Here is an 18,037-nt window from a genome sequence, read left to right as displayed (position 1 = left end):
GAGCTTTGATGCTGGAGCTAGATCAGCTCGTAATGGATTTTAGTGGGTTTCGGGCGGTGAACGGCTGCTCGTTTCGGGTGGAGGAAGGCAGCATAACTGGCCTTATCGGACCGAACGGTGCAGGCAAGACAACGCTGTTCAATCTGATTGCAGGTGCACTGCAGCCAACGAGCGGTGCAATCCGCTTTCTGGGCGAAGATGTGACGCCTCTGGCCAGTCATGAACTGTTCCACAAGGGGCTGGTACGTACGTTCCAGATCCCGCACGAGTTTCACAAACTCACGGCGCTTGAAAACCTGATGATGGTACCGCCGTCGCAGCCGGGAGAGAGCTTGTTTTCGAACTGGTTGTCCTGGGGCAAGGTGAAGTCGACAGAAGCTTTGGTCGAGAAACGAGCCTACGAAACACTCGATTTCCTCGAGCTTTCTCATATCGCGCACGAGCCGGCGGGAAATCTGTCGGGCGGCCAGAAAAAACTTCTTGAGCTTGGCCGGACAATGATGACCGACGCGAAACTGGTTTTGCTTGATGAACCAGCAGCCGGTGTGAACCGGACCTTGCTGCGCAAACTGGAAAGCAAGATTGAGCTTTTGAACAAGGACCGCGGATACACGTTTATTCTGATCGAACACGACATGGAAATGATTGAGAAGCTCTGCGAACCCGTTGTCTGCATGGCGGAGGGCAAAGTGCTGATCGAAGGCGACTTCCAGACAGTGCGGTCAAACCCGGAGGTTCTTGAAGCCTATCTTGGTGAGACGACAGGAGATGCCGCATGACAGCACTCCTCTCGATGGATGCCATCACCGGTGGCTACGGTGATGCAAACATCCTTGAAGACGTCTCGATGCATGTGATGGCGGATGAAATCGTCGTCATCGTTGGCCCGAATGGCGCCGGCAAATCCACGGCGATGAAATCGGTGTTCGGCTTGCTTAACATCCGCGGCGGTAAAATGCTGTTCGACGGTGATGACATCACCGGATGGGCGCCCAACCGCATTGTTCAACGCGGGATCTGCTATGTGCCACAAGTGGACAACATCTTCCGTGAGATGTCGATCCAAGAAAATCTGGAAATGGGTGGGTTTTTGAAAAAAGGCGATCTGTCGGCTGCATATGATCGTGTTTACGCGTTGTTTCCTGATCTGAAGGAACGCCACAAGACGATGGCAGGCAGCTTGTCCGGCGGGCAACGCCAGATGGTTGCGATGGGCCGGGCATTGATGCTGGATCCAAAGCTTCTTCTTTTGGATGAGCCGACCGCAGGTCTCTCTCCGAAATATATGGAGCAGATCTTCCAGATCTGTCGCGACGTCCGGGACACGGGTGTTGCCATTCTGCTCGTGGAGCAGCATGCAAAACAAGCGCTGGCATTTGCCGATCGCGGCTATGTGCTGGCAGCTGGTAAAAACCGTCATGAAGGCTCAGGGGCCGATTTGCTGGCTGACCGCGAGGTCGCCGAAATGTTCCTGGGGGGCTGAGCGGTATGGATTTGTTTGAACTTCTGAATTTTTACGTCATTCCGGGCATCGTGCTCGGGTCGATCTATGCGCTTGGCGCGGTCGGTATCACGCTGATCTTCGCGATCCTGCGCTATGCGCACCTGGCGCACGGCGATTTGGCAACACTTGGTGCTTTCATAGCTTTGGCAGTGGTCACCACGCTTGGCGTGTCACCGCTCGCAGCATTGCCTGTCGCTATTATCGCAACTGCCGCCGTGGCCGTTGGCATCGATAAGGTGTTTTACGATCACCTCCGGGAACGGCCGAAAATCGTTACCGTTATGGCATCGCTCGGCATTGCGCTTATGATCCGGGCAGTTGTTCAGGTCGTCTGGGGTGTTGATACGGAAACCTATTCGCGCGGCATCGTCCGGCCGGAAAACTACTTCGGTCTGCGGATCCGCGATCGCGAGATCTACACGGTGATCGCAATGTTGGCGCTGGTTGGCGTCCTCCATATGTTCCTGACCCAGTCTAAATGGGGCAAGGCCATGCGGGCCATGTCCGACAACCCGAACCTTGCGCTGCTATCAGGGATCGACAACCGCAAGGTCGTTATCCTGACATGGGTGATTGCCGGCGGTTTGTGCGCGGCCTCTGGCTTCTTCCTCGGACTGAACACTGAGCTGAAGTCCATGATGGGTTGGCACATGCTTCTGCCCATGTTCGCGGCAGCCATTCTTGGCGGTGTCGGACGGGTTGAAGGGGCTGTTCTTGGGGGGCTCATTGTCGGCATTGCCGAAGAGCTGTCCGTGCTTGTTATCCCGAGCGAGTATAAGGCTGCGATGGCCTTTGCGATCTTGTTGTTCATGCTGCTTGTGCGCCCAACCGGGTTGCTCAAGGGCAAGGTTCTTTAAGGGGAGGGCACAAGATGGAATTTTTGGGTCTTGTAAATTACGCCCTCTTCATGGCGATTTTCATCGCCATCTACGCCCTTCTGGTACTCGGTTTGAACATCCAGTGGGGCTTTGCCGGACTGTTCAATGCCGGGATTGCAGGCTTCTTTGCCGTGGGGGCATACACCTCGGCAATCCTGACAACCGAAGCTGCGGACGGCCGGATCGGAGGGTTCGATCTTCACTTTGTCATAGGCTGGATCGGAGCCATGATCGCCGCGGCACTCGTGGCTTGGCCGATTGGGAAAATCTGTCTGCGCTTCCGCTCAGATTATCTCGCGATTGCCTCAATCGGAATTGCTGAAATCATCCGTCTGGTAATCAAGTCTGAACCGGCATTGACCAACGGCGCGCGCGGCATTCCAGGTATCCCGCGGCCGATGAGTGACATCGGGTATATGGAATCTCAGGTCGCTTATCTCATTATCGTTCTGGCTGTCTTGATTGCCGCATACGTGCTGGTCGAGCGTCAGTTCAACGCGCCATGGGGCCGGATGATGCGCGCGATCCGGGACAATGAAGATGCCGCCAAGGCGATGGGCAAGGATGTCGAATTCCGCCGCCTCGAAGCCTTCATCTTCGGCGCCGCTCTTATGGGGTTGGGCGGGGCTCTTTTTGCCCACTTCAACCGGTCCATCACACCTGAGGCCATTGATCCGATGGTCGCGACCTTCCTAGTCTGGATCATGTTGATCCTGGGCGGGTCCGGCAACAACCGCGGCGCCATCCTTGGTGCAGCGGTGGTCTGGATCATTTGGTCGGTGTCTGAGATTGCAACAGATCGCCTGCCGCATGAATATGCGATCCAGGCAAAATATATCCGCTTGTTCCTCATTGGCTTGATGCTGCAGCTGGTGCTGCGGTTCCGGCCGGAGGGGCTGCTTCCAGAGCCGCTTAGAGGCGACCAGCGGAGTGCAAAAGACGGCGCGGACCACTAGGCCCGCGTCAGGGTGGCGCAACCCTAACGAGTTGTGCTACCCAAGACGTTCAAAAGACCCGGCAAAGACCGGTTAATGAGGAGGTACTTTCATGAAAACCAAGCTTCTGACGCTTGCTGCAGGCCTGATGACGGCGACAGCATTGGCCACCGTTCCGGCGAAAGCTGATGTGAAGATCGGCCTGATCGGCGGTGTCTCCGGCCCGATCGCAGCGATGGCTCCGGCCATGATCGACGCTGCGCAACTGGCTGTTCAACAGGTCAACGAGCAGGGTGGCATCGGTAACGGCGAAAAGCTCGTCGGTGTTGTTGGCGACAGTGCATGTAACCCGCAAGGCGGCACGGATGCTGCGACCAAAGCTGTCAACATCGAAGGTGTAGCTGGTATCGTTGGTCCGCATTGCTCCGGTGCTGTTCTGGCAGCTGCCGGTTCCGTCACCATTCCTGCGGGCGTAGCCTTGGTCACACCATCCGGTACGTCCCCGGAAATCACCAACCTGGAAGACAATGACTCGGTTTTCCGGACCGTTCCGTCTGATGACTATCAGGGCCGTGCACTGGCACGCACTCTGAAAGACAAGGGTTACGGCAAGGTTGCGGTTGCTTACCTCAACAACGACTACGGCACGGGTCTCGCGAACGCATTCAAGACCGAGTACGTTGATGCGCTCGGCGGTGAGATCACCCAGTTCGCAGCGCACGAAGAAGGCAAAGCGTCCTACCGTTCAAACCTCGCTGAGCTTGCCAAGGGCGGCGCCGACACGCTGGTCATCTTCGACTACGGTGACGGCACTGGCCTCACCATCCTGCGTCAGGCTCTGGAAAATGGTTTCTTTGAAAAGTTCGTTGGCGGCGACGGCATGAAGTCCGATGCAGTTATCAATGAGCTTGGTGCAGAGAACCTCGCAAACTTTGTGTCCTCTTCTCCAGTTGGTGAAAAGTCCGACTCTCTGGACATCTTCAACGAAGCCTTCAAAGGCGTTGGTGGTGATCCGGATGCGATTTTTGCAAACACCTCCTACGACGCAGCTTTCTTGCTGGCACTGGCATTGGAAAAAACCGGTGGCAAAAAAGAAGGCGTTGGTGCTGCTCTTAGAGAAGTTTCCAACGGTGAAGGCGAAGCGATCCGTCCAGGTGAGTGGCAGAAAGCAAAAGAGCTGATCGCTGCTGGTACCGCGATCGACTACAAAGGCGCTGCTGGCGACCATAACTTCGATGCAAAAGGCGACGTTCCGGGCACCTTTGCTCTCTTTGAAGTTGGCGCTGACGGTTTCGAAGTTGTTTCCGAAATGAACTAAGATTCTTCTTTTGAGAAGTGAGTTTTGAGAACCGGCGGTCCGAAGGGGCCGCCGGTTTAGTTTATAAAAATCAGCTAAAACGTATCCGCTGCACCAAGCGATCAATTGTCGGACGCCGGTGAGCGTAGGCTGGCAGGTCATGTGTTGTGCCGGTGTCGTGTCCGACCATCAATTCTGCAATCGACTTTGCCGCTGCAGAAAGAGCAAAGACGGAAAGGTAGCCGTCTGTTTTCCCACGGGGAGGCCAAACTAAATGACCATGGGTTGCTCCCTCCTCAGCGATCGCAGTTCCGTCCGGCAAAGCAGCTGCGATGACGGTCACATACCGAGCAGCGCTGGTCGTGAGGTCTCGTTCTGACAACATATCTCCGATGCGCTTCAGCGCTGGGGTGTGATCGCCATCCGGTCCGGCCCAATCGACGGCGGCAGCTCCGGGGAGATCGTCCAGCGCGGAGATAAAAAAGCCGCTGTCATCGCTGATGGCTGCATGTCCACTTTGCTGAGCCACTGAACGTGCTTTAATCAGAGCATTTTCAAGAACCGTGTTACCGGTTTCATCGGGACTTTGCAGGTTAAGTTGTCTCGCCGACAGGAGTTCAGCCGGGCACCCTACCAGGGCCTCCTTCATAGCGGCGGTTTTATTGAGGTTGTGGGAAGCAAGCACGAGCGGGCTACTGACCCTGAGAAATTCGGGACTATCATGATGCATGGGAGGAATGGCCTTAGTATTCAGTAGACGCTTCTTGAAAATGATCTCTAGCTCCGAACCTTACGCGAAAAGTCATGACAAAGGACAGGCGAGGGTTCGGGGGACGCAAACAACCACACCATATTTGTTTGCGCTTAAAACCCCTGTTCGCGCTTGAAATTCCTTGTATAAGCGCGGGTATGCGTGATCTGGATGTTCTTGTGCTCGGTGGCGGTGCCGCCGGATTGATGTGTGCGATTGAGGCGGCCAAGCGGGGCCGTCAGGTTTTAGTCTTGGACCATGCCAAGCGGCCTGCAGACAAAATCAGGATTTCCGGGGGTGGCCGCTGCAACTTCACCAACTTGCATTGCTCACCAGCCAATTTTCTCTCCCAAAATCCAAGGTTCTGCGTTTCGGCTTTGAAACGCTACACCCAGCAGGATTTCTTGGGACTTGTCGAAAAACATCGGATTTCCTGGCACGAAAAAACGCTTGGCCAGCTTTTTTGTGACAACTCCGCCAAGGACATCATCCAGATGCTTTTGTCCGAGTTGGAGGCAGCTGGTGGTGTTTTGCAGTTGGAAACCTCGATCTCGACCGTGAGCAAACCGGATGACCGCTTTTCCGTTGCAACGTCGAAAGGCCGGGTGCGAGCCAAGTCTCTTGTTATCGCAACAGGAGGGCCGTCCATCCCAAAGATGGGAGCAACCGGATTTGGGTACGATCTTGCCCGGCAATTTGGACATGATGTCATTGCGCCGCGCGCCGCGTTGGTGCCGCTGACATTTTCTGACGCTAATAAGAATTTATGCGCTCGTCTGTCAGGCGTCTCGGTTGATGCGGAGGTCAGTTTCAAAAAGACCACGTTCCGCGAAGGGCTGCTGTTTACCCACCGTGGTTTGTCCGGTCCGTCCATCTTGCAAATATCATCCTATTGGGAAGAAGGCACATCGATTTCTGTGAACCTTCTTCCCGGGACGGATGTGTTTGACGCCCTTCGAGCAGCGCGATCAGCGACACCGAAACAGGATCTCAAAACCGGGTTGACCCAGTTACTGCCATCCCGTCTGGTCGATGAGCTGTCGCAGGCATTCCAGTTAAAGGGCCGTATGGCGGATTTGTCCGACAAGGTTTTGCGCCGATGTTCAGAGCAACTGAACCGCTGGCAGCTGACGCCTGTTGGCACGGAAGGCTACCGGACCGCCGAGGTGACCCTGGGCGGTGTGAACACAAAGGAACTCTCTTCCAAAACCATGGAAAGCGTGATGGTTCCCGGACTTTATTTCATTGGTGAAGTGGTTGATGTGACTGGGCATCTCGGTGGCTTTAACTTTCAGTGGGCCTGGTCGTCTGGGCACGCGGCCGGTCAATTCGTCTAAATTTCCTGATGCTTCACCGACGTTATATTTCGCATTGCACCATTTTTTGATGACCGTGCCTCATTTCTTGCTATAGTCGCGTGAAAGGGAGGGGCTCTTGAAGCGTGTGACGATCCATGATGTGGCTGAGGCAGCGGGCGTCAGCCTGGCTACAGTCGATCGGGTTTTGAACACGCGGCCCGGCGTGCGCAAGGCAACAATTGAAAAGGTTCGTCAGGCTGTAGAGAGACTGAACTACCAGCCGGATGTCTTTGCCGCGGGCCTCGCCAAGAAAAGCGCCTACCGGCTGCATTTCCTGATCCCGAACGGACCGAATGCCTTCATGGAGGACCTGACCCGGGAAGCCAAAGCGCATGCCCAATCCATGAGTGGCGCGCGCATGCAGGTTCATGTTGAGCCGATTGATGCCTTCGATGGTCACAGGGTGACCGGAACACTCGCCGTTCTAGACAAATCCGTTTGTGATGGCGTTGCCGTGGTCGCGCCCGCATTTCCGGAGGTGCGCGCGGCGATTGATCGTTTACAGGATCGCGGCGTTCCTGTCGTGACACTGGTATCAGATCATCCTGCCTCCGCCCGGCAGCACTTTGTCGGCATCAACAATGTTGCTGCTGGCCGGACTGCGGGCCGGTTGATGGGGCGGTTTTTGCCGAAGGAGCCTGGGAAGATCGCGTTGATTGCCGGCTCTCTTGGCCTTAGGGACCACGCTGACCGATACACAGGCTGCCGGGAAGTGGTTGACAATGAGTATCCGCATCTTCAGCTCTTGAAGGTGCGCGAAGGCCGGGACGACAATCGGAGAAACGAAGATTTGGTGCGCAAGCTCCTCTCCGAACATCCGGACCTTTCTGCGGTCTACAACATCGGCGCAGGCAACAGGGGCGTGATCGCGGCAATTCGGGACAACGGCCGTACGGACGATATTGTTTTTGTCGGTCATGAACTCACGCCTTACACCCGCCAGGCGCTCCGAGACGGAATAATGGATGCTGTCATTGCTCAGGATCCCGGTCACGAAATCAGAAGCGCGATCCGGGTGCTCAAGGCACTGTGCGACGGGCTGCCGATCATCGAAGATCAGGAGCGCATTGGTATTGATGTTTTTCTCAAGGAAAATCTGCCGGAAGACGTTTAAGTAGCTCGCCTACTGCAGAGTCGAGTACTTGAGATGACCGTGTTTTCGGGGAAGTTGCCATAGAAACCGCAAAACTTGGCCATTACACTCCAAATTTAGGATTGACCTTTTTGGTCCGCAGCCGCATATCTTACCCATGCGTTTGACACAACAGACAAACTATGCCGTTCGCGCTCTCATGTATTGCGCGGTGAATCCGGACAAGCCGAGCCGGGTTGCAGATATTGCAGCCAGCTTTGAGATGTCCGAGACGCACTTGTTCAAAATCATGAAAGTGCTGGTCGATGCCAATTTGATCCGGACCATTCGTGGCCGGAACGGTGGCGTCATGCTGGCCCGGCCTGCGGAAGCCATCTCCGTTGGTGAGGTCGTTCGCGCGGCAGAAGAGAGCTTTCTCCTTGCTGAGTGCTTCGACTCGGGCCGCAAAGACTGCCCGCTGATCATGTCTTGCGGCTTCAATGGCCTGCTGCATGAGGCGCTCGAGGCCTTCATGGAAGTGCTTGATGCAAAGTCCATCGCGGATCTCTCCGAAGACCGGTTTGGCATGCGGACGCTTCTGAACATCGAATCTACTGAACGTCCGGTCGCTGCGAACGCCTGATCGTTTTCGAACCGCTTCAAACAAATAAAGCCGCCCAAAGGGCGGCTTTATTTGTTTGTTCTGTCGGTTTCCCATCTGAACAAAGCCTAGCTGGCTGACCGCTGAGGGAGAGGAGAGGGCGGTTGGCTTGCCGGCATTTGGCACCCTGTCGAGACAGGGGACCTGTCTTCGAAGAACCAGAGGACGCGATTTCCAGTTCCTTTCCGATCAGGCATTGCCTTCATAGAAAAACTTGAGTATGAGTGTCAAGTATAAAGTGGAGTTAAAAACTCAGCTTATAAAAATCTTTTCGAGACAGCGCTGATTTTGGCGAAAAACAGCGCAACTGAACACTCACCAAGAGATGGATGATAGCCATGACGCCTTCGACAAACAGCCGCAAACAACGTTTGTCTCTTTCCATGCCGGGCGCCCGACCTGCATACACGAAGGTTCCGGTGTCCAAGGGAAAACCGCAGCTCAAATCCGATGACTTGTTCAGTGGCACCCGGGAGATAAACATTCTCCACAATGACGACACCTATCGGCTGACCATTACGAAACAGGGCAAACTGATTCTGACGAAATAGAGCTAGCCCATCGTTATATCGTGTGTCGGGGCTGAGTATATCGCGACGGGGCTGCCGACGCCGCGCAACTCATGATCTCCCATCGGATCCAGGGCAGATTGCAATCCGGTCGGCAAAGCCAATCGGACCGGATCCGTCAGGAGAAGCGTTTTTCCAAGAGGTTTGCAAAGCGATTCCACACGGCTTGTTTCATTTACGGCGCGGCCAATTACGGTAAAGTCGAGCCGCTCCTCGCCGCCAACATTTCCGAAAAACACTTCGCCCATGTGGAGGCCAATCCCGATCTTGAGCGGATGCCAAACCGCTGGATCGGGGAGGCCTTCCGATGGGGTTTCGTTGAAATCATCAATCGCTGAAAGGACTGCCCGGGCCGCTTTGACCGCAGCGTCTGCCGCCGCTTTCCGGCCCAGAGCTTTTTGATCGAAAACCGCGAGGACGCCGTCTCCCATGAATTTCAGGATTTCTCCCCCGTGCGCCAGTACCGAGGTTGATACCCGGTCAAAATAGGCATTGAGAATGGCTGTTACTTCAGGTCCGCTCATCCTATCGGCGAGTTGGGTGAAACCGCGCATGTCGCTCATGAAGACTACGGCATCAATGGCCTCGCCATCACCGCGTTTGATCTCTCCGTCCAGAACCCGTTGACCGGCAATGGGGCCAAGATAGGTATCGGCGACGTTCCGGGCGATGCGCTGAACAATATGCCGTTCAACATGCAGCGCGAAGAGTTCGATGACGGACCGGATCCGCTCCTTGTCGCCATCTTGAAAACCGCCCTTGCGCGTGGTCGCGAGGGTCATGGCGTTGTTCATGGCTCCTGCCGCGCTGAGTGGTATGGCGACGTAATTGGTGTAGCCCTCTTCAGCCAGTTCCGTCATGATCGGAAAGGCGTTGAGACCCTCATTAGTCTCAAGATCCACTTTTACAAATTCACCTTCGGCCATCACCTTGTAGAGGGGGTTGCGCGTGAAAGCCTCATGTTTGATGGCATTGGCATCTGCAGCGATTTCATCACAGAAACCATCAAGAGCGCTCCAGAACCAGGAGAACCCGATCACACGGGGATGCAGAGTGCCAACATGGAGGGTGGCCCGATCAATCCCGAGATTGGCTGCATGGCAACGCCACATGAACTCCTCGTACATCAACATCACGTCCTTGATGCTGGTCGCGTCATTCAAAAGCCAGGTTTTGACATCGTCGAGCGTTTGGTCAGATGGTGCGCAGGAGGGCCCCCGGCTGGAGCGGGCCAAAAGCTGTACACTAGCAGCATACGTTCTAGGAGACGGATCGAGGGCGTGACGGGTCATGAATATCCGGCTGGTTCAAAGGTGGTGTCTATTATCTGGACGGTTTTGCTGGAAATTCAATTGGCAACAGACGCGCCTGCTGGCGGCCGATACAAAAAACTCCCCGTTCGTTAAGAACGGGGAGCACACTTATTGCAGAAATTAACGTCTGATTAGAAAGCGGCTTCGACACCACCCATTTCGACGTAAACGCTTTTGATCTGGCTGTAATACTCGATCGCCGCGTGACCGTTTTCGCGGCCCATGCCGGATTTTTTGTAGCCTCCAAACGGCATTTCGATCGGTGTCAGATTGTAGGTATTGATCCAGCATGTGCCCGCCTGCAGCTGATCAATCACCCGGTGCGCTCGTTGGATGTCTTTTGTGAACACCCCTGCGGCCAGACCAAATTCGGTATCGTTGGCACGGGCAATGACATCGTCTTCATCGTCAAAATTGAGAACGCTGAGCACCGGTCCAAAGATTTCTTCCTGTGCAATCCGCATGTTGTCGTTGACGTCGGCAAAGACGGTCGGCTGAACGAAAAAGCCGTCCGGCAGGCTGTCGACTTTGGCCGCGCTGCCACCGCAGATAAGACGGGCCCCTTCATCCTGGCCGATTTGCATGTAGGATAGTACTTTGTCGAGCTGCGCTTTTGAAACGAGCGGGCCGATGCTGGTAGCTTCATCCAGCGGATCGCCCAAGACAGCATCGCTGGTTCGCTCTGCAAGACGTTTCAGGAATTGTTCCTTGATTGCGGTATGCACAAAAACGCGCGTTCCGTTGGAACAGATCTGACCGGTAGAATAGAAATTCGCATTTATCGCAGCTGAAATCGCATTCTCGATGTCTGCGTCGTCAAAGATGATCAGCGGTGACTTGCCACCGAGTTCGAGTGTGGTCTTTTTGAGGTGTTCACCCGCTAGCGCTGCCACCTTTGCACCTGTCGGAACGGAGCCTGTCAGCGAGACCTTTGCAATATCCGGATGGGCCACCATCTTGGCGCCAATGTCCCCAAACCCTTGAATGACATTGAAAACGCCAGCCGGAAGACCTGCCTCCATCAACGCTTCAGCGAGCTTAAGAGCGCTGAGCGGTGTGACTTCAGATGGCTTGAAGATCATTGCGTTGCCGCATACAAGGGCAGGGGCTGCCTTCCAGCACGCGATCTGGATCGGGTAGTTCCACGCGCCGATCCCGAAGCAAATGCCAAGCGGTTCACGCTTTGTGTAAGCAAAGGAGCCGCCGAGGTCGATATGTTCACCGGTGAGCGTTGCCGCGAGGCCGCCATAATACTCGAGGCAGTCAGCACCTGAGGCTGCGTCCGCGATCAGGGTTTCCTGAAGCGGTTTGCCGGTGTCCAGAGTCTCCAGAACAGAAAGCTCATGGTTTTTTTCCCGAAGGATCTCGGCTGCCCTGCGGAGGACGCGGCCACGTTCCGCCGGAGGCGTTGCAGCCCAGACCTTCTGGCCTTCCTTGGCCGCGGAAATCGCTGCCGCGATGATGGCATCATCTGCAGGATGGATCTGTGCGATGACTTCGCCGGTTGCCGGGTAAAGGGAGTCAAAGGGCGTTCCGCTCTGGCTTTCCGTGTAGGCTCCGCCGATGTAATGGGACGCTTTCGGTTGGGCGCGCATGAAGGGGCTCCTGCTTGTCGTGTCTTGGGTCCGGTCTGTGCCGGATAATGTGTTAGCGCTGGCTGGTTTCCCAAGCCGGGTTGATCCAGGGTTCCTGATTGGACGCAGAAAGCGGCGTCTTGCCAAGGATATGGTCAGATGCCTTTTCGCCGACCATCAGGGATGGCCCGTTCAGATTTCCGTTGGTGATCTGCGGGAAGATGGAGCTGTCCGCAACACGCAATCCATCTACGCCAATGACCCGGCATTCCGGATCCACGACGGCCAACGGATCGTCTTTAGCTCCCATCTTACAGGTACAGCTCGGATGATAGGCGCTTTCGACGTGTTCCTTGATGAAGGCGTTCAGGTCTTTATCTGTCTGCACGTGATCACCCGGCTGGATTTCCTTGCCGCGGTAAGGCGCAAAGGCCTCCTGGCCAAAGATTTCGCGGGTCAGGCGGATGCAGGTGCGGAAGTCCTCCCAGTCCTCTTCATGAGACATGTAGTTGAAGAGAATTGACGGTTTCGAACGCGGATCATTCGATGTCAGACGGATCCGGCCACGTGACTTGGATCGCATTGGCCCAACATGTGCCTGGAAGCCGTGCCCTTCAGCTGCGGCTTTACCGTCATACCGGACGGCAAACGGCAGGAAATGGTATTGGATGTCCGGATACTTTACACCCGCCTTGGACCGGATGAATGCACAGCTTTCAAACTGGTTGGACGCGCCAAGGCCATTCTTGAAGAACAGCCACTGGGCGCCGATTACGGCTTTGGAAATCAGGTTCCAGTGTTTATAGAGCGTGATTGGTTGGGTACAGGCCTGTTGGAGGTAAAGTTCCAAGTGGTCCTGCAGGTTGGAACCGACGCCTGGACGGTCTGCAACCACATCGATCCCAAGTTCAGAAAGGTGATCCGCAGGGCCAATGCCGGATTGCATCAGGATTTTGGGCGAGTTGATCGCCGAGGCCGACAGCACAACCTCGCGGGTTGCATGGGCAATTTGGATTTCGCCCCCGACTTCAAATTCCACGCCCGTCGCCCGGCCGTTTTTAATGATGACCTTCCGGACCAAAGCGCCTTTGATCAGATCAAGATTGCCGCGGTTCAGAGCGGGCTTCAGATAGGCATTTGCCGCAGACCAACGCCGGCCTTTGTGGACCGTCATTTCCATATCGGCGAAACCTTCTTGGCGTTCGCCATTGTAGTCTTCGGTCACGCCATACCCGGCCTGTTCGCCGGCATCTTTGAATGCCCGGAAAAGCGGGTTCCATTTGCTGCCGCGCTGGATGTGCATCGGGCCATTGGTGCCGCGCCAGCCGTCTTGGCCGCCGTGGCTGGTTTCCATCCGTTTGTAATAGGGAAGGACATGACGATAGCCCCAACCCGCGGCACCCATTTCCTCCCAGGTATCGAAGTCGCAGGCATGGCCACGCACGTAGACCATTCCATTGATTGAGGAGGAGCCGCCGATCACTTTGCCACGCGGTGTTGCTAGGCGGCGGCCATCCAGGTGCGGCTCCGGCTCGCTCTCAAAACCCCAATCATAAAGGGACATGTTCATTGGATAGGAAAGGGCTGCGGGCATCTGAATGAAGGGTCCCGCATCGGTTCCACCAAATTCCAGAACGAGAACACGGTTCTGCGGATCTTCAGACAGGCGGCTAGCGAGGGCGCACCCGGCCGATCCGGCACCAACGATGATGAAGTCGAACTGGTTCGTCATGACAAGTCTCCGGGCCGCGTCACTGAGACGGACTTTGTGCGGTCACGGCCGCAATCTGTGTTTCAACGTAGTTTTCGACCAAGGCGATGGCCGCCTGGCGGTCGGTCTTGATGTCACTGAGCGCCTGGCGGATCCAGACGCCGTCGATCATGGAGGCGGTTCCTTCGGCTAAGCGAAGAGCATCTTCGCGCGGAACAAACGCCTTGAAGTTGTGTGTCAGGTTGGATGCAAGCCGCGCCGCGTAGATTTTTAACAGCCGCCGGTTGCTCGTTGTCGTGCGTGATTGAACATAAAAAGCCAACCATGCAGCAATTACTGCAGGTTGAAACTGGTCCACGGCAAAGTTGCCCGCGATGATTGCCGATATGCGTTCCCTTGGCGTTGATGCCTTGCTCAGGCCTTCCTGAATTTCACGCCCCAACTCGGTAAGAAGGTGCCGCATTGTGGCTGCAAGTAATTGATCTTTTGAACCAAAGTAATGATGGACAAGACCACCCGAAACACCGGCGCGCTTGGCGATTTGCGCCATCGTGACGTCGCTGTAACCGCGCTCATGAATAGCATCAACGGTTGCATTTATAAGGCTCCGGCGCCGCTCTTCTTCCATCCCGACTTTGGGCATTGTGCTCTCCAGATTTTCCTAATTCCTATTTTTAATTGATCAATCAATCAATGAAAACTTGCAAATTTCTCTCTGGAGTGTTTCCATTTCGGACATAACGGCTGCTAAGAGAGAGATGGCTCGGCAGAAATGCGGAGCCGCGAAGAAAAATTCAAGCGGCTGAGACCAAAGACTGAACTAAAAAGGGGAACTTCAAACATGAAACTCACAACCAAACTTGTAAGCGGTCTGGCTCTCGGATTGATGATGACCGGAACTTCCCTGGCCGCCGAGCCGGAGAGCTGCAAGACTGTTCGCTTCTCTGATGTTGGTTGGACCGATATCACCGCAACCACTGCGGCCACGACCGTTGTTCTTGATGCGTTGGGCTATGACACCGAGATCAAGATCCTGTCTGTTCCGGTGACCTACGCGTCTTTGAAAAACAAGGACATCGACATTTTCCTCGGCAACTGGATGCCGACTATGGAAGGCGACATCAAGGCATACCGCGAAGACGGCTCTGTTGAGACCGTCCGCGCCAACCTTGAAGGAGCCAAGTACACGCTCGCCGTTCCGCAATACACCTACGACAAGGGCCTGAAGAGCTTCCAGGATATTGCGAAGTTTAAGGACGATCTGGACGGCAAGATCTACGGCATCGAGCCGGGCAATGATGGCAACCGCCTCATCATCGGCATGATCGATGAAAACCTGTTCGGCCTGGAAGGTTTTGAAGTCGTCGAGTCTTCTGAACAAGGCATGCTGGCGCAGGTGTCCCGCGCTGAAAAGCGTGACAAGGACATCGTCTTCCTGGGCTGGGAACCGCACCCGATGAATGCCAACTTTGACATGGCTTACCTCGAAGGTGGCGATGAAATCTTTGGTCCGAACTATGGTGGTGCAACGGTCTATACCAACGTGCGTGCGGGCTACACCAGCGAGTGTGCCAATGTCGGCAAGCTGCTCAACAATCTCGAGTTCTCTCTTGCGATGGAGAACGAGATCATGGGCGCAATCCTGAACGATGGTGAAGATCCGCAGAAAGCAGCCAAGGCATGGCTGAAAGCGCATCCGGCAACGTTCGAAGCGTGGCTTGACGGTGTCACCACATTCGACGGCGGAGAATCCTTCGCTGCTGTCAAAGGCGACCTTGGTCTTTAACACCTGACAAACAGGCGCCGTGTCTCCCAGACCCGGCGCCTTTTCTTTGTCTGACACTTGAAAGTGGAGCGTCAGGTTGAACTGGCTGACAGATTATAAATTGCCGATTGGGCCATGGGCGCGAACCATGGTCGATTGGCTCACCGACAACGCCTATTGGGTGTTCGACGGCATCTCTGTGTTTTTGGAGACGCTGATCGACGGCATCTTGTGGCTGTTGCAAACTCCGCACCCGCTGGTCATCGTGGCACTTGCTGCAGGTGCGGGATATGCGGTTCACCGGAAAATCTCATTGGCGGCGTTCATTGCAGTTTCCCTGATGTTGATCATCAATCAGGGCTATTGGGAAGAAACCACAGAAACACTCGCCTTGGTGATTGCGGCCTCCGTGGTCTGTATGGCGGTTGGCATTCCCATCGGCGTGTATGGCGCGCACAACCCGCGCTTTTTTGCAGCCATGCGGCCCGTGCTCGACTTGATGCAGACGATCCCGACATTCGTGTACCTTATCCCGGCCCTGATCCTGTTTGGACTTGGCATGGTACCGGGGTTGATTGCAACAGTGATCTTCGCCATTCCGGCGCCGATCCGGCTGACGCAGCTGGGCGTTTCCTCGACACCGACAGCTCTTCTTGAGGCAGGCGAGGCGTTTGGGGCGACCAAGTCGCAGCTGCTCTGGAAAATCGAGCTGCCCTATGCCCTGCCGCAGATCATGGCCGGTCTGACGCAGACCATCATGCTGTCCCTGTCTATGGTCGTGATTGCTGCACTCGTTGGCGCTGATGGACTTGGCGTGCCGACACTTCGGGCACTCAATACGGTGAACATCGCGCAGGGCTTCGAAGTCGGGGTGTGTATCGTCCTGATCGCGATCGTTCTGGACCGGTTTTTCCGTAAGGAAGAGGGAGGCAAATCATGAGTGCGTCTGAGAACACACCGGTTGTTTCCTTCAAGGATGTCGACATCGTTTTTGGCGACAATCCGCAATCGGCCTTGCCGTTGATCGATGCTGGCAACACACGCCAGGAGATCCAGAAGGAAACGGGTCAGATCCTTGGTGTTGCCGGAGCAACCTTTGACATTTACGAGGGCGAAGTCATCGTTCTGATGGGTTTGTCCGGGTCTGGGAAGTCGACTCTCCTGCGCGGGGTGAATGGGTTGAACCCCGTCATCCGGGGAGAAGTGCAGGTCCATGATGGTGAGCGCTACATCAACCCTGAGACATGTTCGGAAGCTGAGCTGCGTCAGTTGCGGCGCCGCCGGATCGGCATGGTCTTTCAGCAGTTCGGTTTGCTGCCTTGGCGTACCGTGTCCGAAAACGTCGGATTTGGTTTGGAGCTTGCCGGCGTTTCTCAAAAAGACCGCGACGCGAAAGTGAAAGAGCAGCTCAAACTCGTCGGTCTAACCGGGTGGGGTGAGAAACATGTCCATGAACTGTCGGGCGGCATGCAGCAGCGCGTCGGTCTGGCCCGGGCGTTTGCAACGGATGCCCCCTTACTTCTGATGGACGAGCCGTTTTCCGCTCTTGACCCGCTTATTCGCGACAAGTTGCAGGATGAACTTCTGGATCTTCAGAAGGAACTCAACAGGACCATCATATTCGTCAGCCACGATCTAGACGAGGCGGCAAAGATCGGGTCTCGCATCGCGATCATGGAGGGTGGACGGGTCATCCAGCTCGGCACTTCGCAGGAGATCGTGAAAAAACCGGCAACGCCCTATGTGGCTGATTTCGTAAGCCACATGAACCCGCTCAATGTTCTCCGGGCGCGCGACATCATGGTGCCGCCGGGAAGTATTCCCGGTTCTTTGGCCAATGCACCGACCTGCAAGGCCGACACGACCATCCGTGAGGTTGCGCGTTTGAAGAAAGAGAGCACGGAGCCGGTCGTCGTCCAGCGTGACGGTGCTGTAGTCGGGGTGATCGGTGAAAACGAGCTGCTTGAGTGTATGCTCTAGTGACCCGAATCTGCAGTTCACCACGCTAGCGAATAGTGCGTTAGGGCGAACGCCCGCTGATCCGGAAACAAAAACGGGGCCGCTTGGCCCCGTTTTAATGTTTGAGTTTCGGCGCGGGATCGCTGCCTGAAACCTCATAAACCTTAGAGGAGCTCGAGCTGAGCTGCCTGTTTGCCTCGGCCGCGACGGTCATCTTCGGCGACGAAAGAAACCTTTGCGCCTTCAACCGGTGTTCCAATTCCAGCCTGTTCAAAAGCCGTAACATGGACAAAAACGTCCTTGCCACCGTTTTCCGGGGTAATGAAGCCGAAGCCACGGTCGTGATTGAAGAATTTGATCGTGCCGTTCTCGCGCATGGAGAAGCCTTTCCGTAGTTTGTGCAGGCAGCCGTTCCTGGTGAACCGTGCCGATAAACGAGAAGTCAAAAAAGAAACGGAAAGCTTGGCAGTTCAGAGCAGCGCCCAAAAGGATGCTGCCGAAGGCAGTCTCACCGGGTCTAGTATCATGTCCCGTACAACGCAACTTGCGCTGACAAATCAAATGTAAGGGCGTCGGTAGCCGCCGACAAGGGAAAGAAGCCAGTTATTCTCAACCGGACTTTTGGGCACCACCATAAGCTCGGTTTATCGCGGAATCTGGAGGCCGATTGGATCAGTAAAACGGAAACCG

18 protein-coding genes are annotated in these 18,037 nt (G+C 55.4%); 12 read left to right on the top strand and 6 right to left on the bottom strand.

Features of this window, described 5'->3' with window-relative positions; genetic code table 11:
- The first annotated feature begins 8 nt into the window (after positions 1-8).
- From SADFL11_RS14110 to SADFL11_RS14090, 5 genes are all read left to right on the top strand, one after another.
- Positions 9-779 (top strand): ABC transporter ATP-binding protein, encoded by a 771-nt coding sequence (locus SADFL11_RS14110; protein ID WP_040451471.1) that lies wholly within the window; start codon positions 9-11, stop codon positions 777-779.
- Positions 776-1,483, top strand: a complete 708-nt coding sequence (locus tag SADFL11_RS14105; RefSeq protein WP_040451473.1) for an ABC transporter ATP-binding protein — start codon at positions 776-778, stop codon at positions 1,481-1,483. The genes SADFL11_RS14110 and SADFL11_RS14105 overlap by 4 nt, the downstream gene beginning before the upstream one ends.
- 5 nt (positions 1,484-1,488) lie before the next feature.
- Positions 1,489-2,361 carry a branched-chain amino acid ABC transporter permease gene (locus tag SADFL11_RS14100; protein ID WP_008196840.1) on the top strand — a complete coding sequence of 291 codons (873 nt, stop codon included), beginning with the start codon at positions 1,489-1,491 and terminating at the stop codon, positions 2,359-2,361.
- Between the two features lie 14 nt (positions 2,362-2,375).
- Complete coding sequence (locus SADFL11_RS14095; RefSeq protein ID WP_008194068.1) at positions 2,376-3,338, top strand: branched-chain amino acid ABC transporter permease; 963 nt, start codon at positions 2,376-2,378, stop codon at positions 3,336-3,338.
- 91 nt (positions 3,339-3,429) lie between these two features.
- Positions 3,430-4,635, top strand: a complete 1,206-nt coding sequence (locus SADFL11_RS14090; RefSeq protein ID WP_008192731.1) for an ABC transporter substrate-binding protein — start codon at positions 3,430-3,432, stop codon at positions 4,633-4,635.
- 70 nt (positions 4,636-4,705) lie between these two features.
- On the opposite strand, the gene SADFL11_RS14085 is transcribed toward SADFL11_RS14090, so the two are convergent.
- Positions 4,706-5,344 carry a non-canonical purine NTP pyrophosphatase gene (locus SADFL11_RS14085; RefSeq protein WP_081450553.1) on the bottom strand — a complete coding sequence of 213 codons (639 nt, stop codon included), beginning with the start codon at positions 5,342-5,344 and terminating at the stop codon, positions 4,706-4,708.
- Positions 5,345-5,523: 179 nt separating this feature from the next.
- Here SADFL11_RS14085 and SADFL11_RS14080 point away from each other — a divergent pair, with 179 nt between their 5' ends.
- The 4 genes from SADFL11_RS14080 (at position 5,524) to hemP (ending at position 9,007) form a co-directional block, all read left to right on the top strand.
- Positions 5,524-6,702, top strand: a complete 1,179-nt coding sequence (locus SADFL11_RS14080) for a BaiN/RdsA family NAD(P)/FAD-dependent oxidoreductase (protein WP_008188681.1) — start codon at positions 5,524-5,526, stop codon at positions 6,700-6,702.
- Positions 6,703-6,799: 97 nt separating this feature from the next.
- Complete coding sequence (locus SADFL11_RS14075) at positions 6,800-7,837, top strand: LacI family DNA-binding transcriptional regulator (RefSeq protein ID WP_040451475.1); 1,038 nt, start codon at positions 6,800-6,802, stop codon at positions 7,835-7,837.
- Between the two features lie 136 nt (positions 7,838-7,973).
- Positions 7,974-8,438: an iron-responsive transcriptional regulator RirA gene (gene rirA / locus SADFL11_RS14070; protein WP_040451477.1), complete on the top strand. Its 465-nt coding sequence runs from the start codon at positions 7,974-7,976 to the stop codon at positions 8,436-8,438.
- 356 nt (positions 8,439-8,794) lie between these two features.
- Complete coding sequence (gene hemP, locus SADFL11_RS14065; RefSeq protein WP_040451480.1) at positions 8,795-9,007, top strand: hemin uptake protein HemP; 213 nt, start codon at positions 8,795-8,797, stop codon at positions 9,005-9,007.
- Positions 9,008-9,009: 2 nt separating this feature from the next.
- Here the strand turns inward: hemP and SADFL11_RS14060 are convergent, their stop codons facing one another.
- The 4 genes from SADFL11_RS14060 to betI all read right to left on the bottom strand — a co-directional run bounded on the left by SADFL11_RS14060 (position 9,010) and on the right by betI (position 14,266).
- Positions 9,010-10,317, bottom strand: a complete 1,308-nt coding sequence (locus SADFL11_RS14060; RefSeq protein WP_040451482.1) for an adenylate/guanylate cyclase domain-containing protein — start codon at positions 10,315-10,317, stop codon at positions 9,010-9,012.
- 152 nt (positions 10,318-10,469) lie between these two features.
- Positions 10,470-11,933 carry a betaine-aldehyde dehydrogenase gene (betB, locus tag SADFL11_RS14055; RefSeq protein WP_008193540.1) on the bottom strand — a complete coding sequence of 488 codons (1,464 nt, stop codon included), beginning with the start codon at positions 11,931-11,933 and terminating at the stop codon, positions 10,470-10,472.
- A gap of 52 nt (positions 11,934-11,985) precedes the next feature.
- Positions 11,986-13,644 carry a choline dehydrogenase gene (gene betA, locus SADFL11_RS14050; RefSeq protein ID WP_008193434.1) on the bottom strand — a complete coding sequence of 553 codons (1,659 nt, stop codon included), beginning with the start codon at positions 13,642-13,644 and terminating at the stop codon, positions 11,986-11,988.
- 19 nt (positions 13,645-13,663) lie between these two features.
- Positions 13,664-14,266, bottom strand: a complete 603-nt coding sequence (betI, locus tag SADFL11_RS14045) for a transcriptional regulator BetI (protein ID WP_008189458.1) — start codon at positions 14,264-14,266, stop codon at positions 13,664-13,666.
- A gap of 198 nt (positions 14,267-14,464) precedes the next feature.
- Here betI and SADFL11_RS14040 point away from each other — a divergent pair, with 198 nt between their 5' ends.
- The 3 genes from SADFL11_RS14040 (at position 14,465) to choV (ending at position 17,368) form a co-directional block, all read left to right on the top strand.
- Positions 14,465-15,409: a choline ABC transporter substrate-binding protein gene (locus tag SADFL11_RS14040; RefSeq protein WP_008194515.1), complete on the top strand. Its 945-nt coding sequence runs from the start codon at positions 14,465-14,467 to the stop codon at positions 15,407-15,409.
- A gap of 76 nt (positions 15,410-15,485) precedes the next feature.
- A complete protein-coding gene (choW, locus tag SADFL11_RS14035) occupies positions 15,486-16,328 on the top strand; it encodes a choline ABC transporter permease subunit (protein WP_040451484.1) in 843 nt (280 codons plus the stop codon).
- Positions 16,325-17,368 carry a choline ABC transporter ATP-binding protein gene (gene choV, locus SADFL11_RS14030; RefSeq protein WP_008193054.1) on the top strand — a complete coding sequence of 348 codons (1,044 nt, stop codon included), beginning with the start codon at positions 16,325-16,327 and terminating at the stop codon, positions 17,366-17,368. Before choW ends, choV begins: the two co-directional genes overlap by 4 nt.
- Before the next feature lie 143 nt (positions 17,369-17,511).
- Here the strand turns inward: choV and SADFL11_RS14025 are convergent, their stop codons facing one another.
- Positions 17,512-17,724 carry a cold-shock protein gene (locus SADFL11_RS14025; protein ID WP_008196034.1) on the bottom strand — a complete coding sequence of 71 codons (213 nt, stop codon included), beginning with the start codon at positions 17,722-17,724 and terminating at the stop codon, positions 17,512-17,514.
- Positions 17,725-18,037: the final 313 nt, after the last annotated feature.

The sequence above is a fragment of the Roseibium alexandrii DFL-11 genome (assembly GCF_000158095.2).
GTDB classification, from domain to species: domain Bacteria; phylum Pseudomonadota; class Alphaproteobacteria; order Rhizobiales; family Stappiaceae; genus Roseibium; species Roseibium alexandrii.
This window is presented reverse-complemented; position numbering and strand designations above follow the sequence as displayed.